This window comes from Sphingobium sp. HDIP04, assembly GCF_000445085.1.
Lineage (GTDB): Bacteria > Pseudomonadota > Alphaproteobacteria > Sphingomonadales > Sphingomonadaceae > Sphingobium > Sphingobium indicum.
Genome location: NZ_ATDO01000118.1, coordinates 43,031 through 62,809, shown reverse-complemented (window position 1 = coordinate 62,809; position 19,779 = coordinate 43,031). Strand labels below are relative to the sequence as shown.

The window sequence follows — 19,779 nt, the reverse complement described above, 5'->3', positions numbered from 1 at the left end:
TGTCAGGCGGCTCGAAATAACGTGCTCCTGCGAAGGCAGGAGCACGCCATATTTAGCCGACCGGCGAAACCAACGCCTCCCCTGCAAAAAAGGCAGCAAGGTTCGCCAGCAACATGTCCCGCATCCGTCCGACCGCCTCATAGGTCGCGCCGCCCATATGCGGCGTCAGCACGACGTTCGGCACATCGGCCCAGCGCCCCGCCGGCGTAGGCTCGTTCTCGAACACGTCCAGCGCCGCTCCGCCAAGCCGTCCTTCGCGCAGAGCCGCGATCAGCGCATCCTCCACCACCAACTGCCCGCGCGCGACATTCACCAACAGTCCCTGCGGTCCCAGCGCGTCCATCACGGACGCATCGATCATCCCGCGATTCTCCTCCGTCGCCTTGGCCGCGATCACCATGACGTCACTGTCGCGCGCCAGCGCCTCCAGCCCCTCCGCCCGCTGCCAGACCAGTTCCGGCTTTTCCCTCGGCCCCCACCAGCCGATCCGCATGCGCATCGCTTCGACGCGCTTTGCCAGGGCAATTCCGATGCTGCCCATGCCGACGATGCCGATCCTGGCGCCCGCCATCGACCGGGTCAGCATCTTCGCGCCGGCTGTCCACTCGCCCGTCCGCACCTGCCGGTCGCCCAGGACGATCAGCCGCCGATGGGCGAGGATGAGGCCCAGCGCATGGTCCGCCACATCCTCCGCATTGGCGTCCCCCCCATGGGTCACGGCCACGCCCCGCGCCCTTGCCCAGTCCAGGTCCACCCCATCATAGCCCACGGTGAAGCAGGCGATCAGCCGCAGCTTCTCCATCCGCTCCAGCATCGCCGGATCGAGCCGGAACTCGCCCGCGGTCACCAGCGCCTCGGCCTCCGCCAGCCGCGCCTGCCCCTTCTCCTCCCACAGGGCCATGGCGTCATAGCGGGGGGAAAGCGCATCCAGCAGCGGCGCCATATGCGGCTGCGCCACCAGGATCAGCGGCCGATCCGTCATCCGCCCGCTCCCTCCACCGCGCGCAAGGCCTGGGCGAAATCCGCGATCAGGTCTTCCGCATCCTCGCAGCCGATGGAGATGCGCACCATATTGTCGCCGATCGCCAGCGCCTTCTTCCGTTCGGCGGGGACGGACAGATGCGTCATCGCCGCGGGATGGCTCGCCAGCGTTTCCGTGCCCCCCAGGCTGACGGCGAGCTTCGCGATCTTGAGCGCGTCCAGAAAGGCGAAGGCCTCCGCCTCGCCGCCCTTGAGGTAGAGCGAGAAGGTCGATCCCGCGCCCGTGCAATGGCGACGGTATATGTCGGCCTGCCGCTCGGTCTCCGGAAAGCCGAGATAGACGACCTTCTCCACCTGCGGCTGGTCCTTCAGCCAGGCGCAGACCCTGGCGGCATTCTCGCCCGCCCGGCTCATGCGCAGTTCCAGCGTCTCCAGCGACCGCAGCAGCATCCAGGCCGAATGCGGGTCCAGGATCGTGCCGATGGTGTTCCGCATCAGCCGGATCGTGTTGATCAGCGCATTGGACCCCAGCACGCCGCCGGCGACCAGATCGCTATGTCCGCCCGCATATTTGGTCAGGCTGTAGATGACCAGATCGGCCCCATGGCTCAGCGGATGCAGCCAGAGCGGGCCGAGGAAGGTGTTGTCGATGGCGACGGGCGGGCGATGTTCTTCGCCTGCGAAGGAAAAGTCGCGCCGCGCAACTACCGCTTCCAGGTCGACCAGCACATTGGTCGGATTGGCCGGACTTTCCAGATAGATCAGCGCGACGCGGCCCAGGCCCTTGGCCTTCTCGATCACCGCGCCAATCTCTTCCTCGGTCGCGCCCGCGGGGAAATCCAGCCATTGCACGCCGAACTTGCCCAATATGCGCCCGATCAGCGATTCGGTCGCGGCATAGAGCGGCGCGGAATGCACGATCACGTCGCCCGGCTGCACCAGGGCGAGCAGGGTGGTCGCGATGGCCGACATGCCGCTGGAAAAGAGCAGGGCGTCCTCCGCCTCTTCCCAGACCGACAGCCGGTCCTCCGCAATCTCCTGATTGGGGCCGTTGAAGCGGGAATAGACGAGGCCCTCCGCACCGCCGGGGCGAATGCCCGTCACCCCTTCGAAATGCCGCTTGCCCGCCGCCGCGCTTTCGAAGGCGAAGGTGGACGTCAGGAAGATCGGGGGTTTCAGCGATCCTTCGGACAAAGTGGGGTCATAGCCGTGGCCCATCATCAGCGTCGCGGGCTTCAACTTGCGGCCTTCAATCTCCATGATCGGTTGCTTGGGACGGCGGCGGTTGCGCGTGGGCTCCGCGCCCGTGAGGTCGGCTTCGGTTTCGCCGGTCATCAATGATCTCCTGCATGTTCGCGGCGTCTGCTGCGCCGCTCCGATGGCAGGGAGTGTAACGCTTTTCAGGGGAAAGGGGCCAGAGGCGTTCGATAAGATTATTTCATGCAATCAAACTTAAATTACACGACACGCCGTGCTCCTGCGAAGGCAGGAGCCCAGTCCCGCCGCCCGAACTGGGCTCCTCCCCTGCGCAAGGTCACGGAGCGATTGAAGCAAGGCAGCGTTGAATGGGCATGACCTTTGCGCGCTGCCGTCCTACACATCTCCCATGAACCAACGCCTACCCGAACCGCTGGAGCAATGGTTCACATCCCGCGGCTGGACGCCCCGCCGCCACCAGTCGGACATGCTGAGCGCCGCCCGATCCGGCGATCACGCGCTGCTCGTCGCTCCCACCGGCGCCGGCAAGACGCTGGCCGGTTTCCTGCCGACCCTCGCCGACCTCATCGAAAATCCGGGCGAAGGCCTCCACACCCTTTATGTCTCGCCGCTCAAGGCCCTTGCCGTCGACGTGCGCCGCAACCTCCTCACCCCCATCGAGGAAATGGGCCTGCCGATCCGCGTGGAGACCCGCACCGGCGACACGCCCTCCGACCGCAAGGCCCGCCAACGCGCGCGCCCGCCCCAGATCCTGCTCACGACGCCCGAATCGCTCTCGCTGCTGCTGAGCTATGCCGACAGTTTCCTGATGTTTGCGGGGCTGAAGACCGTCATCATCGACGAGGTCCACGCCTTCGCCACCCAGAAGCGCGGCGACATCCTCAACCTTTCGCTATCCCGGCTCCAGAGCATCAACCCCGGCCTTCGCCGCGTCGCCCTGTCCGCCACGGTCGCGGATGTCGACGCCTATCGCGCCTGGCTGGCCCCGGACGGCGACATCGGCGCCGTCACCCCCGTCATGGGCGAGGCGGGCGCCGAACCCCATGTCGCCATCCTGATCCCCGACGGACGCATTCCCTGGTCGGGCCACAGCGGCAAATATGCCGCCAAACAGGTGATGGAGGAAATCGAGCGCCGCGCCACCACGCTGGTCTTCTGCAACACGCGGGGGCTGGCCGAACTCATCTTCCAGTCCCTCTGGTCGGTGAACGAGACGAACCTGCCCATCGCCATCCACCATGGCAGCCTGTCGATCGAGGCGCGGCGGAAGGTCGAATCGGCGATGGCGGCGGGAAAACTCCGCGCCCTGGTCGCCACCGCCTCGCTCGACTTGGGCGTCGACTGGGGCAATGTCGACTGCGTGATCCAGATGGGCGCGCCCAAGGGCAGTTCCCGCCTGCTCCAGCGCATCGGCCGCGCCAATCACCGGCTCGACACGCCCAGCGAGGCTATCCTCATCCCCGGCAACCGCTTCGAATATCTGGAGGCTCGCGCCGCGCTGGACGCGGTCGAGGCGGGCGAGCGCGACACCGACGATTTCCGCCCCGGCAGCCTCGACGTCCTTGCCCAGCATGTCATGGGCCTCGCCTGCGCCGCACCCTTCCGCGAAGGGGAGTTGCTGGCCGAAATCCGCTCCGCCACGCCCTATCGCGCGCTGACGGAGGAAGCCTTCGCCAATGTCCTCCATTTCATCGAAGGCGGCGGCTACGCCCTGCGCGCCTATGACCGATTCAAGCGGCTGACGCTTGGCGCCGACGGCCTGTGGCGCGTCTCCCATCCCCGCTTCGTCCAGCAGCACCGCCTGAACGCGGGCATCATCGTCGACCAGCCGGTGCTGGACGTCCGCTTCGCCAACGGCCGGAAACTGGGCACGGTGGAGGAGGGGTTCGCCGCCACGCTCCGCCCCGGCGACAGCTTCTTCTTCTCCGGCATGGCGCTGGAGGCGGTGCGGATGGACACGACCGACCTTGTCGTCCGCGCCACCTCGAAACAGGCGCGCATCCCCACCTGGGGCGGCACCCGCATGGCGATGTCGACGCGCCTCGCCGACCGGGTCCGTCATTTCCTGGCCGAACCCGACCAGTGGAGCCGCTTCCCGGACGATGTCCGCGACTGGCTGGAGGTGCAGAAATATCGATCCGCCCTGCCCGAACCAGGGCAATTGCTGATCGAGACCTTTCCCCATGAGGGCCGCCACTATCTCGTCTGCTACAGTTTCGAAGGCTGGAACGCGCACCAGTCGCTCGGCATGCTGCTGACCCGCCGCATGGACGCGCAGGGCCTGATGCCGATGGGCTTCGTCTCCAACGACTATGCGCTCGCCGTCTATGGCCTGAAGCCGGTCACAGACCCGCAAAGCCTGTTTTCGGCCGACATATTGGATCATGAATTCATCCAATGGGTCGAGCAATCGAGCCTGCTCAAGCGCGCCTTTCGCGACGTGGCGGTGATCTCCGGCCTGATCGAGCGCCAGCATCCCGGCAAGCGCAAGACGGGGCGGCAGGTCACTTTCTCGACCGACCTCATCTACGACGTGCTGCGCAAATATCAGCCCGACCATCTGCTGCTGAAAGCCGCCTGGGCCGACGCCCGCGCCCGGATGACCGATGTGGGACGGCTGGGCGACCTGATCGACCGCGCATCGGCCACCATGCTGCATGTCGATCTCGACCGGGTAAGTCCGCTCGCCGTCCCGGTGCTCATCCTCATCGGACGCGAGCAGGTCGCCCAGCATGCGGTGGAGGACGCCCTGCTGATAGAGGCTGAAGCCCTGGTGGCGGAGGCCATGCGCCCGGATTGAAAGGACGGTGGAAGCGGCCATTCCCGGCCTCCCCATCATGTCAGGAAGGATACGGGAAGGGGGAGAGCGACATCGTCGCTCAATCCCCCTCTGCTCCCCGCTTCGCCGGTGCCGGTCTTTCCGGCGGCCCCTCTCCCAATATATTTTTAAGGCGCTGCGGTGAGCGGCCTCTGCTTATACCGGCGCGACGACAAAAAAAAGGCCGATCCGAAGACCAGCCTGAAAGTTTTTAGGAGAGGATGCCTGAAAGGCAGGGCCTTCTTCGCCCAGATCGCGCATTCCCGCAAATGCGAAGAAGCGATCTGCGATTGCACGAAACGCAATCATCCTTGAAAATCAGGGATTTTTCCAGGCGCGCCGGGCTTTCAGTGTCCGGCGGCGGCCCCGGAACCCGCGCAAAAATCCGTTTCACAGCGAAATGGGCAGTGGCTTTTTCGCATCAGGCCAAATGAAATTTCGGCAGGCGAAGGCGCATTCCATTCCTGCTAGCCTTGCTTCCTATGGGGCCAGACGCCCGATCCGTCCGCCGCGCAATCATGCGCCGCGTCCCGAAAATGCGGCAACCCGCAGGCGCGGCAGGTCACGTAATCGCCCGCCTTCAGCCCGTGGCCCACCGCCACCCGCTCATCGAAGACATAGCAGTCGCCCCGCCACCGGCTATCCTCCTCCGGCATTTCCTCCAGATAGCGCAGGATGCCCCCGCGGAGATGATAGACCTCTTCAAATCCCCGCGCCCGGACCAGCGCCGTCGATTTTTCGCATCTGATGCCGCCTGTGCAGAACATGGCGATGCGCGGCTTGCGGCCCTCCTCGCGCAGCTTTCCGGCAAAATCGTCGAACCAGGCCGGGAAATCGCGGAAAGAGCGCGTGCCCGGATCGATCGCCCCCTCGAAGCTGCCGACCGCCACTTCATAGGCGTTGCGCGTGTCGATGAGGACTGTGTCGGGATCGGCGATCAGGGCGTTCCACTCCGCCGGATCGAGATGCGTGCCCGCCTGATGCGCCGGATCGAGATCGCCCGCGCCCAGGGTGACGATCTCCGCCTTCACCTTCACCTTCATCCTGGCGAAGGGCGGGTCGTCGCCATGGGCATATTTGACGTCGAGGTCGGCGCAGCCCGGCAATGTCCTGATGTGCGCCACCAGCGCCGCGATCGCGCTGTCGTTTCCAGCGACCGTGCCGTTGATCCCTTCCGCCGCGACGATCAGCGTGCCGCAGGCGCCAAGATCGGCGCACAGCAGGCGCAAATCGCGGGCAATCGCCTCGGGATCGTCGAAGGCGGCGAAACGGTAGAGCGCGGCAATGGTGAAAGCGGATTTCATCGCAGCGCCCATAGCCGCTTCGCCGCCCTCTTGAAAGCGGCGGGGCAAGGGGGCATAGGCAGGACATGGTTCCCCTTTCGTTCGCGGGTCACGATTTCCTGGCATTGCCGGAGGCCGCGCTGTTCTGGCCGGCGCGCTCCGCCTTGCTGGTGGCCGACCTGCATTTCGAAAAGGCGAGCTGGTTCGCCCGATCCGGGCAATTCCTGCCCCCGCACGACAGCCAGGCGACGCTCGACATGGTCGAGATGCTGGTCCAGCGGACCGGCGCGCGGGCCGTCTGGTCGTTGGGCGACAGTTTTCACGATGCCGATGGCGCAGCGCGGCTCGACCCGACGGCGCGGGCAAGGCTGGCGGCGCTGACGGACAGGCTAGACTGGGTCTGGATCACCGGCAACCACGATGCCGGCATGGCGCAGGCGCCCGGCGGCGCCCGGTGCGCGGACATGCAGGTCGACGGCATATGGCTGCGGCACGAGGCGGATCCCGCCGATCCCCGTCCGGAGATTTCGGGGCACTTCCATCCCAAATTCCGCCTGTCGGTGCGCGGCCGCCACGTGTCGCGGCGCTGCTTCGTCGAATCGCGGACCAAGTTGATCCTGCCCGCTCTGGGAGCGCTAACGGGCGGTCTCGATGCCGGTCATGGGGAAATCCGCCGGGTAATGGGGTCGGGGGCGAGCGCCTTGTTGCCGGTCGCCGGTCGGCTGCTGCGTTTTCCCTTAGCGTAAGCGGACGTAGCGGAAACCGGAATTAAAGCTGTCTCCTTTAGGTAACAGTGCATGAAAATCCGGTCGCCATTTAGGATAAAAGCCCCTGAAAAGCAGCCATATCTTGCCTTCATGCTGCTGTGGCATCATAGTTCGACAATAATTTCGACGCGATGCAAAGTCGCGCGGTTTAGGTAGAGGGAGCATCATTATGAAGAAAAGCCTCTGGCTGATTTCTGTCGGTGCCATTGCATTGGGCAGCAGCGTTCCGGTCGCATGGGCGCAGGACAGCGGATCAGCCGTCGATTCCGAAAACGTCAACATCATCGTAACCGCGACCCGACGCGCCAGCCCGCTGTCCGACGTGCCGATCGCCGTGTCCGCCGTGACGTCGCAGGCGATGCAGAATAGCGGCGCGACGGACATTCGCGCGCTCAACCAATTGGCTCCCTCGCTGCTGCTCTCCTCCACGGGGACAGAGGCCAACGCCTCGGCGCGCATCCGCGGCATCGGCACGGTAGGCGACAATCCGGGGCTGGAAAGCTCGGTCGCGGTGTTCATCGATGGCGTTTATCGCTCCCGCACCGGCGCCGGCCTCAACGAACTGGGCGAGATCGAGCGGGTGGAGGTGCTGCGCGGCCCCCAGGGCACGCTGTTCGGGCGCAACGCGTCCGCCGGCCTCATCAACATCATCAGCAAGGCGCCGGAATTCACGCTGGGCGGAAAGGCCGAAGTCACCTACGGCAATTATGATTATTGGCGTCTGGCGGGCCGCGTCACCGGGCCGGTCACCGACAAGCTGGCGCTCAGCCTGGACGGCGTCTGGTCGAAGCGGGACGGCTTCTACGACCTGGTGAACGCCAGCGGCGCCAAGGTTGGGGAAACCAATGATCGCGACCGTTATTTCCTGCGCGGGCAGGCATTGTTCCAGCCGAATGACGCGCTCTCCATCCGCCTCATCGGGGATTATACCCATCGCGACGAAAGCTGCTGCGGCGCCCCCTATATCGAGACGCGGGAACGCCGCCCGGTCGCGGGCGGCGGCTACAGCACGGCGCCCTTCAACCGGATCGCCGCCATCCTGGCGGGGCAAGGCAGCGTCTTCGGCGCCGATCCCTATGATCGCGACCTCACCATCACGGCCGGCCGGAATTATGTGAGCAAGCTCAAGGATTGGGGCGTTTCGGGGGAGATCAACTATGACCTGGGCGGGACCAAGCTGACCAGCATAACCGCCTATCGCGATTACAAGAGCCAGGATTATGGCGATTACGACTATGGCGGGGCCGACCTGCTCTACCGCGATCCCAACACCCATCGTCAGTTCAAGACCTTCACCCAGGAACTCAGGGCGCAGGGATCGGCCTTCAACGATGTGCTCGACTGGCTGGTCGGCGGCTATTATGCGCATGAAAAGCTGACGCTGGAGGATAATATCGTCTTCGGCGCGGACTATGGCCGCTTTGCCGCCTGTCGCCTGATGGCGGGAGCGAGCGTCAACAGCAATTTGACGGCGGCGCAGCTTGCCGCTTGTGGCAGCGGGCTTGCGACGCAGGCGCTGATCACCGGCACGCAGGCGCAGCTTAACGGCGGCCTCATCCTTGCCGGCGTTCCAGCCTTGCAGGCCGGGGCGATTTCCACCGGCCTGGGCAACGGTCTCCGCGCGCTGGCGGCGATCCCGTCGGGCACCGGCGATGTTGCCTCGCTCTACCATCAGAAAAGCGAGAATTGGGCGCTGTTCACCCATAATATCGTCCACATCACCAGCCAGCTCGATCTGACGCTCGGCCTGCGCTACACCCATGAAAGCAAGCGTTTCTCGGCCGATTTCAACAATAACAACGCCACCTGCGCGGCCTTGCAAGCGTCCAGCCTTCCCGCCATCGCAACCAATGCGCAGCTCGGCAGCGCGGCGGCCCTGGCGGGCGGAATCCTGACCCTGGGTTGTCTCGGCAACGGGTCGACGGGGCTGAACGCGCTCGACCTCAACGACAAGATCAGCGACGGGGAATTTTCCGGCACCGCCGTCCTGTCGTGGAAGCCGATCCAGGAATTGCTGGTCTATGGCAGCTATTCGAAGGGCTATAAGGCAGGCGGCTACAATCTCGACCGCTTCCAGCTCGGATCGACGGGCCTGAACGCGGTGCCGGCCGTGTTCGCGCCGCGCACCAACGCCGACGTGACCAGCCTGCGCTTCGCCGCGGAAAAGGTGGACGCGTTCGAAGTGGGCCTGAAATATACCCAGCCCAAATGGAGCGCGAACATCGCCGCCTTCCGGCAGGAGTTCAAGAATTTCCAGTTAAACACCTTCAACGGCACCAGCTTCGTCGTGCAAAACATCAATGGCTGCGACGGGGCGCTGACGGCGGCGCGGACCTGCGCTGGCGGTGATGTGGGACCGGGCTTGATCAGCCAGGGCGTGGAACTGGAACTGTCGGCAACGCCGGCGCGGAACGTGCGGGTGGCGGGGGGCTTCACCTATGCCCGCGCCAAGTTCGCCAACCGCCTGGTCGGCAGCAGCAACGGAACGGTGCCGCTCGATCCGGCGCTGTTCCTACTGCCGGGATCGATCAACTCCCAGGCGCCGGAAGTCGTGACGACGGTCAGCGCGGCCTGGACGCCTTCGCTTGGTTCCAACGGCCTGTCGGCGCTCTTCTATGTCGATGGGCGCATGAGCAGCGACTTCAACACCGGGTCCGACCTGTTCCCCGAAAAGCGGCAGGACGGCTATGCGGTGTTCAACGCCCGTGTCGGCATCCGCGGACCGCAGCAACGTTGGGCGGTTGAATTCTGGGGCCAAAATATCTTCAACCAGGACTATAGCCAGGTCGCCTTCAGCACCCCGCTGCAGTCGAGCAGCCCGTCCACCTCGACCACCGGCCAGTTCGCCCTGGGCGCACCGATGGCGAACCAGCTCATCTCCGCCTATCTTGCCGAACCCCGCACCTACGGCATCACTTTGCGCGGGAGTTTCTGATCATGCCCCTGCCGCTCCCCGGCGTCGGGCGGGCGGCAGGGCGCTCCCCGAACAGGGCCGTGCCGACGCGGATGTGCGTGGCGCCCAACATGATCGCGGTTTCATAGTCCCCCGACATGCCCATGGAGAGTCCCTCCAACCCCTCTTCGCGCGCCATCTTGGCGAGCAGCGCGAAGAAGGGCGCGGGTTCGATGTCGGCCGGCGGCACGCACATCAGGCCCAGCAGCGGAATGCCCGCATCCCGCGCCGAGCGGATCAGCGCGGGCACATCCGCGATCGGACAGCCGCCCTTTTGCGGTTCCGCGCCGATATTGACCTGAAGGAAGCAGGGCACGCGCCTGTCCGCCGCATCCATCGCCCTGGCAAGCGCCGTCAGCAGCGACGGGCGGTCGAGCGAATGAATGACGTCGAACAGCGCGACCGCATCGGCCGCCTTGTTCGACTGGAGCTGACCGACCAGATGCAGTTGAAGGCCATCATGCTCATCCCGCAGGGCAGGCCATTTGCTTTCCGCTTCCTGCACGCGGTTCTCGCCGAAGACCCGCTGGCCCGCCGCGATCAGCGGACGGATGGCGTCCGCCCCCTGCGTCTTCGACACGGCGATCAGGGTGATGTCGTCGGCGGTGCGGCCGGTCAGGCTGGCGGCGCGGCCCATGGCGGCGCGTATCCCGGCCAATCTGTTCGCGGCCAGCCGGTCCGCGGCTTCGATGCTGTCGGTCGTCATGGGGGCTGCTATAGGCGATGGCCATGCAACGCCGCCACCGCAAAAAACTGCCGACGATCTGGTTGATGACCGACGAACGCATCGGGGAGTCCGCCTTGCTGGCGGCTATCGATCGCCTGCCGAAGGGCAGGGCGGGGGTCATATTCCGGCACTATCGCACGGCGGCGGCGGAACGCCGCGCCTTGTTCGATCGGGTCGCCAGGATGGCCCGAAGGCGGCGGCTGGTGCTGATGCTGGGCGGCACGGCGGCGCAGGCGCGGGCCTGGCGCGCCGATGGCTGGCATGGCCGCGACCGGCGGCGGGGCGGAAAGACGCTGCTCCACAGCAGGCCCGTGCATGACAAGCGGCAGATGGCGGAAGCCGCCCGCGCTGGCGCGGATTTCGTCTTCCTCTCGCCGCTTTTCTCGACGCGCTCGCATCCCGGTTCGCTTGTGTTGGGGCGGACGGGATTTGCGGCCCTGGCGCGGTTGGCCCCCATGCCGGTGATCGCCCTGGGTGGAGTGCGCGCGGCGCATCGGCATATGCTGGCGGGCATGGGCGCATCCGGCTGGGGCGCGATTGACGGCCTGTCGGTTGGGTAGTCGCGGCGGTGCAATGGGTAGAGGTCGGAAATTCCGCCCTACCAGCCCAGTTCCGCGGCATGGTCCGGGTCGGCCAGCGCCGTCAGCCGTCGCGCGGCCCGTCGGGCGAAGCGCAGCGTTTCCGCCTTGCGCCGCGCCGCCGCCAGCGGCTCCATTGGCGCCGGACGCACCAGTTCGGCGTCATATCGGTCCGCGACGATCAGTCCCGTCCGCCCCGGCCATAGCGCCTCGCTTTCGAACAGCGACAGGTCGAAGCCGGACGGCACGGCCCAGAAATAACGGTCGCAATAGTCGAAATAATCAGGCCATTTCATGTCGCCCAGCAGGTCGGCGCGACTGCATTTGATCTCCACGATGGTGATCCGTCCGGCCCCGTCCAGCGCCATGATGTCGGCGCGCCGGCCGTTGGGCAGCGGCACTTCCAATATCCCGCTCATGTCGTGGCGGAAGAACAGGCGCAGCGTTCCCCGCGCCACGGCCAGCGCCGTGCCGTCGGTCAGGGGCGAACAACTGTCGGAAAGATCGGACTCCATATCCGGTTATTAGAACATGAAGGGAACAAAAGGAAAGGGCCGATTCGGGAAGCCCCCGAACCGGCCCTTCTTCACCCCCTGCGCGCTCGGCGCGAAACGGTCAGCGATAGAAGACGTGATTGTCGATCGCGGCGAGCTGGCGCTTGCCCCAGCCCGGCGAAACGCGGCGCGCATGGAAATAGAGCGCGCCTTCCGCCTTGCTGTTCCAGCTATCCTCCATCGCGATCTGGGCGATGGCGACGGCCTCGCGCCAGCTTTCGCTGCTCAGGCGGATCGACGGCATGCCATTGCCGCGCACGAAGCTGAACTGGCCTGGCTGATAGATGACGCCGCACAGGCTGTCGGCGAAGCGGCCGGAGCGGGCGCGGTTGATGATGACGCGGGCGACGGCCAACTGGCCTTCCAGGCTTTCGCCCTTGGATTCGAAATAGACGGCGCCGGCCAGGCACTTCATGTCGCCGGAAACATCCTCGGGCGCGCCCTGCGCGTCCACCAGGGCGGCGAGATTGTCCGCCTTCACATCGGCGCTGTCGGAAAGGGGAGCCAGCGGCTGCACGACTTCGCGCGGCGCGGCGAAAGTGACGGCGGGCTTGGCGCCGGCCGGAGCTGCATTCAGCTCATTGCTTCCCGGAAGGGAAAGGACCGACGGAGCCGCTTCGGAAGCGCTCGACATGTCGGCCGCAGTGACCGCCGCAGTGGCGGAAAGGGAAAATGCCGCGATGATCGCAGCCTTCAGACGAAAACTCATTACAACTCAAAATCGTGCGGTTCTTGGCCGGAAACGTCAAAAAACCCCTAGAACACCGACGTCCGGCCGCCCCCCGTCTGCGTGTTTACCGCATCCGCCCCCCATGGACGAAAACCGGCAACCTGCGCGTTGAAAGCGTCGGAGGCCTGTGCCCGCGCGAGGAAAATGAGTCAACGATTAACAGATCGTTTCAGCGGCGAACCGTTCCGCATCCGCGATGTCGAGTTCAATGACCCACAGATCGGGGTCCGATCCGCGCCGACGCGCAAGATATTGGGCCATGGCCTCCTGCCCCTTTTCCGTATCGGGGCCGCAGCGGACCAGCCTGTAGCCGCCCGCATAATCAGGAACGCGCTCGAACAGGCCCTGTTCCCGCCCCTTTTCCAACGTCTGGAGCAGGATCGCTCCGCTGATCTCGTCCCCCTTCACCAGCACCGTGGCGAAGCCGCCCGCCGCGGCGCAGCGGCGCGTCAGCGCGCCGACCAGCATCGCGCTGGTCAGCCGCGCGTCGGGTGGGTCAGTCGGCATAGCCGGGCAGGGACGACAAGGGGAATTGCGACCGCATGAAGGTGCCGGTGCCGCGCCCGACCTCCTCGCCATCGGCATCGATCAGGCTGGCTTCCGCGACATAGACGCGCCGCCTGCCGCTGATCCAGCGCCCTTCGGCCCTGATGCGACCCGGCCCGATCGGGCGGGTGAACAGCAGGTTGAAGCTGGTCGTCAGCAGGAAACGGTCGCTGACCAGGCTGTTGGCGGCGTAGAAGGCCGCATCGTCCAGCATCTTGAAATAGACCGTGCCGTGCACCGCCCCCGCCGCGTGGAACTGGGTCTCGTCCACGTCGAAATGGATGATCGACCGGCCTTCTTCCGGGATCGTCAGTTGGGACCGGAACAGCCGGTTGATCGGTGCGGAGCGGTAGAGAGACTCCAGCGCCCGGAAATGCGCCTCCTCCCCGCTGGGCAGGGCGCTGGCGGCCGATTCCCGATCAGGCTGCGTCACGCGCCTCGCCACCGGCGAGCAGGGCATGAAGCGCCGCCGTCGACTTGGCGCCGCGCAACCGGGCGACCTGCCCCTCGTCGCGCAGGTAGCGCGAGACGCGGGCCAGCGTCTTGAGATGCTCGGCGCCCGAATCGATTGGGGAGAGCAGCGCGAAGACGATGTCCACCGGCGCTTCGTCCACCGCGTCGAAGGGAACCGCCGGGTCGAGCAGGACGACCACGCCGCACATTTTCTGAAGGGCCGGAATCTTCGCATGGGGAATCGCGACTCCGCCGCCAAAGCCGGTGGACCCCAGCTTCTCGCGCTCCAGCAGCGCTTCCGCCACCATATCCGCTTCCAGGCCGTAGGCCTGGGCAGCCAGCGTCGCAACCCTCTGAAACAACTGCTTCTTGCCGTTCACCGAAAGGGCGGTGCCCAACGCATCCGGTGCGACGATATCGTTGAAATGAACCATGCCGAATCCCAGCCGAGCCGCGCCCAGCTTCGGAAAAATTGACGCAATGCCCGGATCTTTAAAGTCCGGCCCCATAGGCCGCCAGCCGACGCAGGTCAACCGGCGGCCGGGGGATGACGATCAGGCCAGTCGGGGCTCGACCCAGCCGATGGTCCCGTCCTGCCGGCGATAGACCATGTTGTACGCCGCGGTCCCGGCATTGACGAACAACAGCGCGTTGGTGTTGCGCAGGTCGAGCATCATCACCGCATCCGACACGCTGGCTTCGGGAATGTCGACCTTGGTTTCCGCCACGATCAGCGGCGCTTCGGCCGGTTCCTCCTCATCGGCCGGGGATGCGAAAATGGTGTAGCCTGCGCCGTCCAGCTCCTCGATGCTGAAACCATTGGCCCGGTTCGCCTCGGCCGCGGCGGCCTGGGCGCTGCGGTCCTTCAGGCGGCGGAGGTAGCGGCGCAACTGCTTCTCGATCCGCTCGGCCGCCTGATCGAAGGCGGGATGCGCCTCCTGCGCCTCTCCGGCGCCCTTGAGGATCAGGCCGGTCATGACATGGCAGACGATGTCGCAATGGAAGGCGCCGTGCGGGGCCGGCCGGAACGTGACCTGGGCGGAAAGCGCGCGGGAAAAATATTTCTCGGCCATGGCCTCCAGACGGGTCCAGACATGCTGCTTGAGCGCGTCGCCCGTATCGACCTGATGCCCGGAAACACGAATATCCATATGCCTTCTCCTTATTCTTGCCGGACCGCCCGGGATTGGCGACCCGGTCGGCGTGGAGGCGTGAAGGCAGTGCATCCCGGACGGGATGCCTGTAATCAGGCCTCCTCAAGCCAGAGCGGCTTTTCCAGCGTCGCGACGAACGCTGCATGCCTCTCCAGCTCCTCCACGCTTGCCGCAAAGACGCGCGCGGGACGAACAGGGCGAACCGCGACTTCCGCCGCAAGTTCCATATTTGCAACGCGTTTCTCTTCCTCCTGTGCAAGACCGAGGCCGATCTGACGGCCGCCGGTCAACTCGATGTAAAGCTGGGCCAGCAATTCGGCGTCGAGCAGCGCGCCATGCTTGATGCGGTGGCTGCGGTCGATGCCGTATCGGGTGCAGAGCGCGTCCAGGCTGTGCTTGGCGCCGGGGTGAAGCTGCCGCGCTATGGCGACGGTGTCGATCATCCGCGCCATCGACACTTCGGGCAATCCGCACAGCCTCAATTCGTGGTTGAGGAAGCCGAAGTCGAAGCGCGCATTGTGCGCGACCAGATGGCTGTCCTCCAGAAAGGCGAGCAGTTCCTCCACCCCATGGGAAAACAGCGGCTTGTCCCTCAGGAAGCTGTCGGACAGGCCGTGCACCGCCTCCGCCGCGGCCGGCATGGACCGTTGCGGATTGTAATAAGCGTGGAATGTGCGGCCCGTGGGAACCCGGTTGAGGAGTTCGATGCATCCGATTTCGACCAGGCGATCTCCGGAAGCTGGGTCGAATCCCGTCGTTTCGGTGTCGAAAATGATCTCGCGCATTGCCCTCTACACGACTCTTGCCGGACCCCTCTTATCGGCCTGTCTTCGCACCAAGGCAAGCGACCAGGCGGCGGACCTGGAAGCGGGTCTCCGCGAAGGTCGTCCCCGTGTGGATGATATAATCCGCCCGCCGCCGCTTTTCGGCATCGGGCGTTTGCAGATGGACAATCCGGCGGAATTTCGCAGCGGTCATGCCGGGCCGGGCCAGGACTCGCTTGCGCTGCTTCCAGGCCGGGGCCGTGACGACGATGACGCCCGCCAGCTTGCGATCGCCATGCCTCTCGAACAGCAGCGGAATGTCCAGCACCACGAACCTGCGCGATCGGTTCCTTTGCAGGAACGCCCTGCGGCCCTGCTGCACGGCGGGATGGACGATGGCCTCCAGCGCCTTCAATTCCTGCGGATGGCCAAAGACCGCCGCGCCCAGCTTCGCCCGGTCGACGCCCTTCGGACCCGTCGTGCCGGGAAAGCGCGCCTCTATCGCCGGCAGCAGCGCGCCGCCCGGCCCCTGCAGGCGATGCACCTCCGCATCGGCATCGAACAGCGGGACGCCTTCCCGCCGCAACATGGCGGCGACCGCGGACTTCCCCATGCCGATGGAGCCGGTGAGACCGTAGATCTTCATCCCATCATCTTCATGAATCTCAGGCGGCAAGCAGCAGGGCGCGCAATTCCTCGTCCCGTTCGCGCGGCGCCTGCGCATCGAAGAAGATGTCGAAGGCCAGCGCCGCCTGCCCGATCAGCATCTCCAGCCCGTCGAGGGTCTTCAATCCGTTCATGCGCGCCGCCTTGAGCAACTGCGTCTCCAGCGGCGCATAGACGATGTCGTAGACGGTCGCGTCCGGGTTCAGGGACGAAAGGTCAAGGTCCAGCACCGGCTGGCCCGCCATGCCGAGCGAGCTGGTATTGACGATCAGGTCCGCGCCGGGCAGCGCGTCGGTCATGCCGATCACCCGGCCCTTTACCCCCGCGCGGTCGAGCAGCGCCTGCCCCTTCGCCGCATCCCGCGCCATGACCGTGATGTCCGGCACGCCCAGGCTGGTCAGCGCGAACAGGATCGCCCGCGCCGCGCCGCCCGCGCCCACAAGCACGGCGCTCTGCCCCTTCCACTTGTCGCGCAGCAGCGGCTGGAGGAACCCGCCCGCATCGGTGTTGGTGCCGATCAGCGGCCCGCCCGTCTCGCTGGCGATGGTGTTCATCGCGCCGATCCGCTCGCGCACCCCGCCCGGATCGTCTGTATAGTCCATCACCGCGATCTTGTGCGGGATGGTGACGTTGCAGCCCAGCCAGTCCGGATCGGCCCGCCGGGCGAGGAAATAGGCGGCCAGACCCTCGCCGGTGACATGGGTTTTCCGATACTCCGCCTCTATGCCCAGCGCATCCAGCCAGAAATTGTGGATCAGCGGCGACTTGCTGTGCGCGATCGGATCGCCGATCACCTCGGCATAGGGGAGCTTGTCGGTCATGATTCCAGAACGCCCCGGATGCGCAGAAAGTCAAGCAGGGGCAGCAGCGGCAGGCCCTGAATCGCGAACTGGCTGCCCTCCACCCTCGCGAAAAGCTGGGCGCCCGGCCCCTCTATCCGGTAGCAGCCGACGCACCAGCGGCATTGTTCCCAGTCGCCGTCGAGATATTGCGCGATGAAAGCGTCGGACAAGGGGCGCACCGTCATCCGCACCCGCTCTATATGCCGCCAGATCGGTTCGCCGTTGAGCGCGATCACCGCCGCGCTGTGGAGATGATGCACCCGCCCGGAAAGCAGCTTTAATATCCGCTCCGCATCGCTGCGGTCGACCGCCTTGTCGATCATCGCGCCGTCGTCCAGGCTGAGCGTCTGGTCGCAGCCCAGCACCAGTCCGCCCGGCACCCGGCGTGACACGCGCAGCGCCTTGAGTTCCGCCAGCGCATCGGCCAGTTGCCGGGCGTCCAGCCCGTCGGCGCGCAGGGCTTCCTTGGCCGCTTCCTCGTCGACGCCGGGCGAGAGCGCCTCGAACGGCACTTGCGCCGCTTCCAGCAGCGCCCGGCGGCTCGCGCTTTGCGACGCCAGCACGATCATGGTCTCATGCTCCTTCCGCCAGAACGCGGTCGTTGAACAGGTTGATGATGGCGGCCGCCGCTTCCTCGATGGAGCGGCGGGTCATGTCGATCACCGGCCAGCCATTGTCCGCGAACATGCGGCGGGCGAAGGCCAGTTCCTCCTGCACCTTGTCCAGATTGACATAGCTGGTTTCGGGCGCCTGATTGAGCGAGAGCAGGCGATTTCGGCGGATCTGCACCAGCCGTTCCGGGCTGACCGTCAGCCCCACCACCATCGGATGCTTCAATGAATAGAGGGCGGACGGCGGCGGCGACTGGATCACCAGCGGGATATTGGCGGTCTTGTACCCGCGATTGGCGAGATAGATGGAGGTCGGCGTCTTGGAGGCGCGGGAGACGCCCGCCAGCACGATATCGGCCTCCTCCCAATTTTCATGGCCGACGCCGTCGTCATGGGCGATGGTGAACTGGATAGCCTCGATCCGGGCGAAATAGGCTTCGTCCAGGATATGCTTGCGGCCGGGGCGGTTGCGGGTTTCCTGCCCCAATATGTTGGAGAGGGCGTCGGTCACGCTGTCCAGCGCCGCGACATGCGGCAGGCCGAGCGCCCGGCAGCGCGTCTCCAGCCGCCGCCTGAGCTGGTGGTTGGACAAAGTGAAGAGCACGAGGCCCGGATTGGCGGCAATCTCCTCCATGATGCGGTCGAGATGGACGTCGGAGCGGACCATCGGCCAGAAATGGCGCACCGCCTCCACATTCTCGAACGCGCCGATGGCCGCCTTGGCGATATTCTCCAGCGTCTCGCCGGTGGAGTCCGAAAGCAGGTGGAGATGGATGCGCGACATGAAGAACATCTCTGTGGGGAGGTTGTGGATAAAGCAAGGGATAGGTTGCGGGGAAAATCAGGGGTTTGTCGCCCTCCCCGATTCCGGGAATCTTGTCCACAGCCCGCCAACAGATGGAAATTAAAATCCACAGCCTGTGGATAAGGGGGATAAGCGAACTGACTCGGACCGGAATCGGCGACTCCGGGGAGTCAAGTTGTTGGCAAATCCGGGCACAGCGCATAAACCCCGCTGCCAACCGCCCTACTATCTCCATCATCCTTCTGAATCTAAATATAAGAGAGTTTATGACGGGACCAGATGCCGGCCTTTCGAACGGCCCGATACCCAAGCCGTTGCTTTCGGTCCTGAAAGGCGCGCTGCCTGCCGTGCCGCCCATGTGGCTGATGCGCCAGGCGGGGCGCTATCTGCCCGAATATCGGGCCTTGCGGGCGGAAAAGGGCGGATTCCTGGAACTGGTCTATGACAGCGCGGCGGCGGCGGAAGTGACGCTGCAGCCGCTGCGCCGTTTCGGTTTCGACGGCGCGATCCTGTTTTCCGACATTTTGATCGTGCCCTATGCCATGGGGCAGGATCTCTGGTTCGAGGCAGGGGAAGGGCCGCGTCTGGCGCCGATCCTGGCTGAGACGGACCTGTCGACCCTGAAACCCGATTTCAGCCGCTATGAGGCGGTCTATGAGACGGTCCGGCAGGTGAAGGCCGTGCTGGACCCTCAGGTGACCTTCCTGGGCTTTGCGGGCAGCCCCTGGACCATCGCCACCTATATGGTCGCGGGTCAGGGCAGCAAGGACCAGGGCGCGGCCCGCCGCATGGCCTACTGCCAACCCGAAAAATTCGGCGCGATCATCGATGCGATCATCGATGCGACAGTGGTCTATCTCTCCGGCCAGATCGAGGCGGGGGTCGAGGCCGTGCAGCTTTTCGACAGTTGGGCGGGCAGCCTGGCCCCGCTGGAGTTCGAGCGCTGGGTGATCCGGCCCAACCGGCGGATCGTGGAGAAGCTGAAGGCGATCCATCCGGATATTCCGGTGATCGGTTTTCCCAAGGGCGCGGGCGCGAAACTGGCGGATTATGCGGTCGGGACCGGGGTCGACGCGGTCGGCGTGGACGAGACGGTCGATCCGCACTGGGCCAACCGCGTGCTGCCGCAGGGGTTGCCGGTGCAGGGGAATCTCGATCCGCTGGCGCTGATCGCCGGGGGCAGGGCCGTGGAAGAGGCCGTCGACAATATCCGCGCCGCCTTTGCCGGGCGGCCCCATATCTTCAACCTGGGGCATGGGATATTGCCCGACACCCCCATTGATCATGTCGAAGCGCTGCTTAGCTATGTGCGGGCAGCGGGAGACTGAA

Annotated in this window: 20 protein-coding genes; 5 read left to right on the top strand and 15 right to left on the bottom strand. The window is 65.5% G+C overall.

Annotated elements, in window-relative coordinates; translation table 11 throughout:
- Nucleotides 1–52 precede the first annotated feature (52 nt).
- Both L286_RS42475 and L286_RS42470 read right to left on the bottom strand, forming a co-directional pair.
- Nucleotides 53–982 carry a 2-hydroxyacid dehydrogenase gene (locus L286_RS42475; protein WP_020817451.1) on the bottom strand — a complete coding sequence of 310 codons (930 nt, stop codon included), beginning with the start codon at nucleotides 980–982 and terminating at the stop codon, nucleotides 53–55.
- Entirely contained in the window at nucleotides 979–2,316 is a 1,338-nt protein-coding gene (locus L286_RS42470) for a cystathionine gamma-synthase family protein (protein WP_020817452.1), read from the bottom strand. Before L286_RS42470 ends, L286_RS42475 begins: the two co-directional genes overlap by 4 nt.
- Before the next feature lie 271 nt (nucleotides 2,317–2,587).
- On the opposite strand from L286_RS42470, the gene L286_RS42465 reads away from it, so the two are divergent.
- Nucleotides 2,588–4,999 carry a ligase-associated DNA damage response DEXH box helicase gene (locus L286_RS42465; RefSeq protein WP_020817453.1) on the top strand — a complete coding sequence of 804 codons (2,412 nt, stop codon included), beginning with the start codon at nucleotides 2,588–2,590 and terminating at the stop codon, nucleotides 4,997–4,999.
- Between the two features lie 485 nt (nucleotides 5,000–5,484).
- Here L286_RS42465 and trhO read toward each other — a convergent pair whose 3' ends face one another.
- Entirely contained in the window at nucleotides 5,485–6,321 is an 837-nt protein-coding gene (gene trhO / locus L286_RS42460; protein ID WP_025160606.1) for an oxygen-dependent tRNA uridine(34) hydroxylase TrhO, read from the bottom strand.
- A 65-nt stretch (nucleotides 6,322–6,386) separates the two neighbouring features.
- Here trhO and pdeM point away from each other — a divergent pair, with 65 nt between their 5' ends.
- Both pdeM and L286_RS42450 read left to right on the top strand, forming a co-directional pair.
- A complete protein-coding gene (pdeM, locus tag L286_RS42455) occupies nucleotides 6,387–7,046 on the top strand; it encodes a ligase-associated DNA damage response endonuclease PdeM (RefSeq protein ID WP_007689342.1) in 660 nt (219 codons plus the stop codon).
- Between the two features lie 190 nt (nucleotides 7,047–7,236).
- Nucleotides 7,237–10,002, top strand: coding sequence for a TonB-dependent receptor (locus tag L286_RS42450; RefSeq protein WP_020817455.1), 2,766 nt, complete (start codon nucleotides 7,237–7,239; stop codon nucleotides 10,000–10,002).
- Here L286_RS42450 and L286_RS42445 read toward each other — a convergent pair.
- The gene (locus L286_RS42445; protein WP_020817456.1) at nucleotides 9,980–10,726 is read right to left on the bottom strand and encodes a YggS family pyridoxal phosphate-dependent enzyme; all 747 of its coding nucleotides are present in this window, start codon (nucleotides 10,724–10,726) and stop codon (nucleotides 9,980–9,982) included. The genes L286_RS42450 and L286_RS42445 overlap by 23 nt on opposite strands.
- Before the next feature lie 17 nt (nucleotides 10,727–10,743).
- On the opposite strand from L286_RS42445, the gene L286_RS42440 reads away from it, so the two are divergent.
- Nucleotides 10,744–11,307 carry a thiamine phosphate synthase gene (locus L286_RS42440; protein ID WP_020817457.1) on the top strand — a complete coding sequence of 188 codons (564 nt, stop codon included), beginning with the start codon at nucleotides 10,744–10,746 and terminating at the stop codon, nucleotides 11,305–11,307.
- 38 nt (nucleotides 11,308–11,345) lie between these two features.
- Here the strand turns inward: L286_RS42440 and L286_RS42435 are convergent, their stop codons facing one another.
- From L286_RS42435 to L286_RS42385, 11 genes are all read right to left on the bottom strand, one after another.
- A complete protein-coding gene (locus L286_RS42435) occupies nucleotides 11,346–11,840 on the bottom strand; it encodes an MmcB family DNA repair protein (protein ID WP_013038694.1) in 495 nt (164 codons plus the stop codon).
- Nucleotides 11,841–11,940: 100 nt separating this feature from the next.
- Nucleotides 11,941–12,588 (bottom strand): cell wall hydrolase, encoded by a 648-nt coding sequence (locus L286_RS42430; RefSeq protein ID WP_020817458.1) that lies wholly within the window; start codon nucleotides 12,586–12,588, stop codon nucleotides 11,941–11,943.
- 177 nt (nucleotides 12,589–12,765) lie between these two features.
- Nucleotides 12,766–13,116 carry a DUF1491 family protein gene (locus L286_RS42425; RefSeq protein WP_020817459.1) on the bottom strand — a complete coding sequence of 117 codons (351 nt, stop codon included), beginning with the start codon at nucleotides 13,114–13,116 and terminating at the stop codon, nucleotides 12,766–12,768.
- Complete coding sequence (locus L286_RS42420) at nucleotides 13,106–13,615, bottom strand: PaaI family thioesterase (protein ID WP_013038691.1); 510 nt, start codon at nucleotides 13,613–13,615, stop codon at nucleotides 13,106–13,108. Before L286_RS42420 ends, L286_RS42425 begins: the two co-directional genes overlap by 11 nt.
- Nucleotides 13,575–14,042 (bottom strand): PTS sugar transporter subunit IIA, encoded by a 468-nt coding sequence (locus L286_RS42415; protein ID WP_025160605.1) that lies wholly within the window; start codon nucleotides 14,040–14,042, stop codon nucleotides 13,575–13,577. The genes L286_RS42420 and L286_RS42415 overlap by 41 nt, the downstream gene beginning before the upstream one ends.
- Before the next feature lie 120 nt (nucleotides 14,043–14,162).
- Nucleotides 14,163–14,759, bottom strand: a complete 597-nt coding sequence (gene hpf / locus L286_RS42410; RefSeq protein ID WP_020817462.1) for a ribosome hibernation-promoting factor, HPF/YfiA family — start codon at nucleotides 14,757–14,759, stop codon at nucleotides 14,163–14,165.
- 95 nt (nucleotides 14,760–14,854) lie between these two features.
- A complete protein-coding gene (dnaQ, locus tag L286_RS42405) occupies nucleotides 14,855–15,547 on the bottom strand; it encodes a DNA polymerase III subunit epsilon (protein WP_020817463.1) in 693 nt (230 codons plus the stop codon).
- Nucleotides 15,548–15,578: 31 nt separating this feature from the next.
- Complete coding sequence (coaE, locus tag L286_RS42400) at nucleotides 15,579–16,172, bottom strand: dephospho-CoA kinase (RefSeq protein ID WP_020817464.1); 594 nt, start codon at nucleotides 16,170–16,172, stop codon at nucleotides 15,579–15,581.
- Between the two features lie 19 nt (nucleotides 16,173–16,191).
- On the bottom strand, nucleotides 16,192–17,013 hold the full coding sequence (gene aroE, locus L286_RS42395; protein ID WP_020817465.1) for a shikimate dehydrogenase: 822 nt from the start codon (nucleotides 17,011–17,013) through the stop codon (nucleotides 16,192–16,194).
- A complete protein-coding gene (locus L286_RS42390; RefSeq protein ID WP_020817466.1) occupies nucleotides 17,010–17,603 on the bottom strand; it encodes a Maf family protein in 594 nt (197 codons plus the stop codon). The genes aroE and L286_RS42390 overlap by 4 nt, the downstream gene beginning before the upstream one ends.
- A gap of 4 nt (nucleotides 17,604–17,607) precedes the next feature.
- Nucleotides 17,608–18,429, bottom strand: coding sequence for a pyruvate, water dikinase regulatory protein (locus L286_RS42385; protein ID WP_025160604.1), 822 nt, complete (start codon nucleotides 18,427–18,429; stop codon nucleotides 17,608–17,610).
- Nucleotides 18,430–18,716: 287 nt separating this feature from the next.
- Between L286_RS42385 and hemE the strand changes: the two genes are divergently transcribed.
- The gene (gene hemE, locus L286_RS42380) at nucleotides 18,717–19,778 is read left to right on the top strand and encodes a uroporphyrinogen decarboxylase (RefSeq protein ID WP_020817468.1); all 1,062 of its coding nucleotides are present in this window, start codon (nucleotides 18,717–18,719) and stop codon (nucleotides 19,776–19,778) included.
- The last annotated feature ends 1 nt before the right edge of the window (nucleotide 19,779 follow it).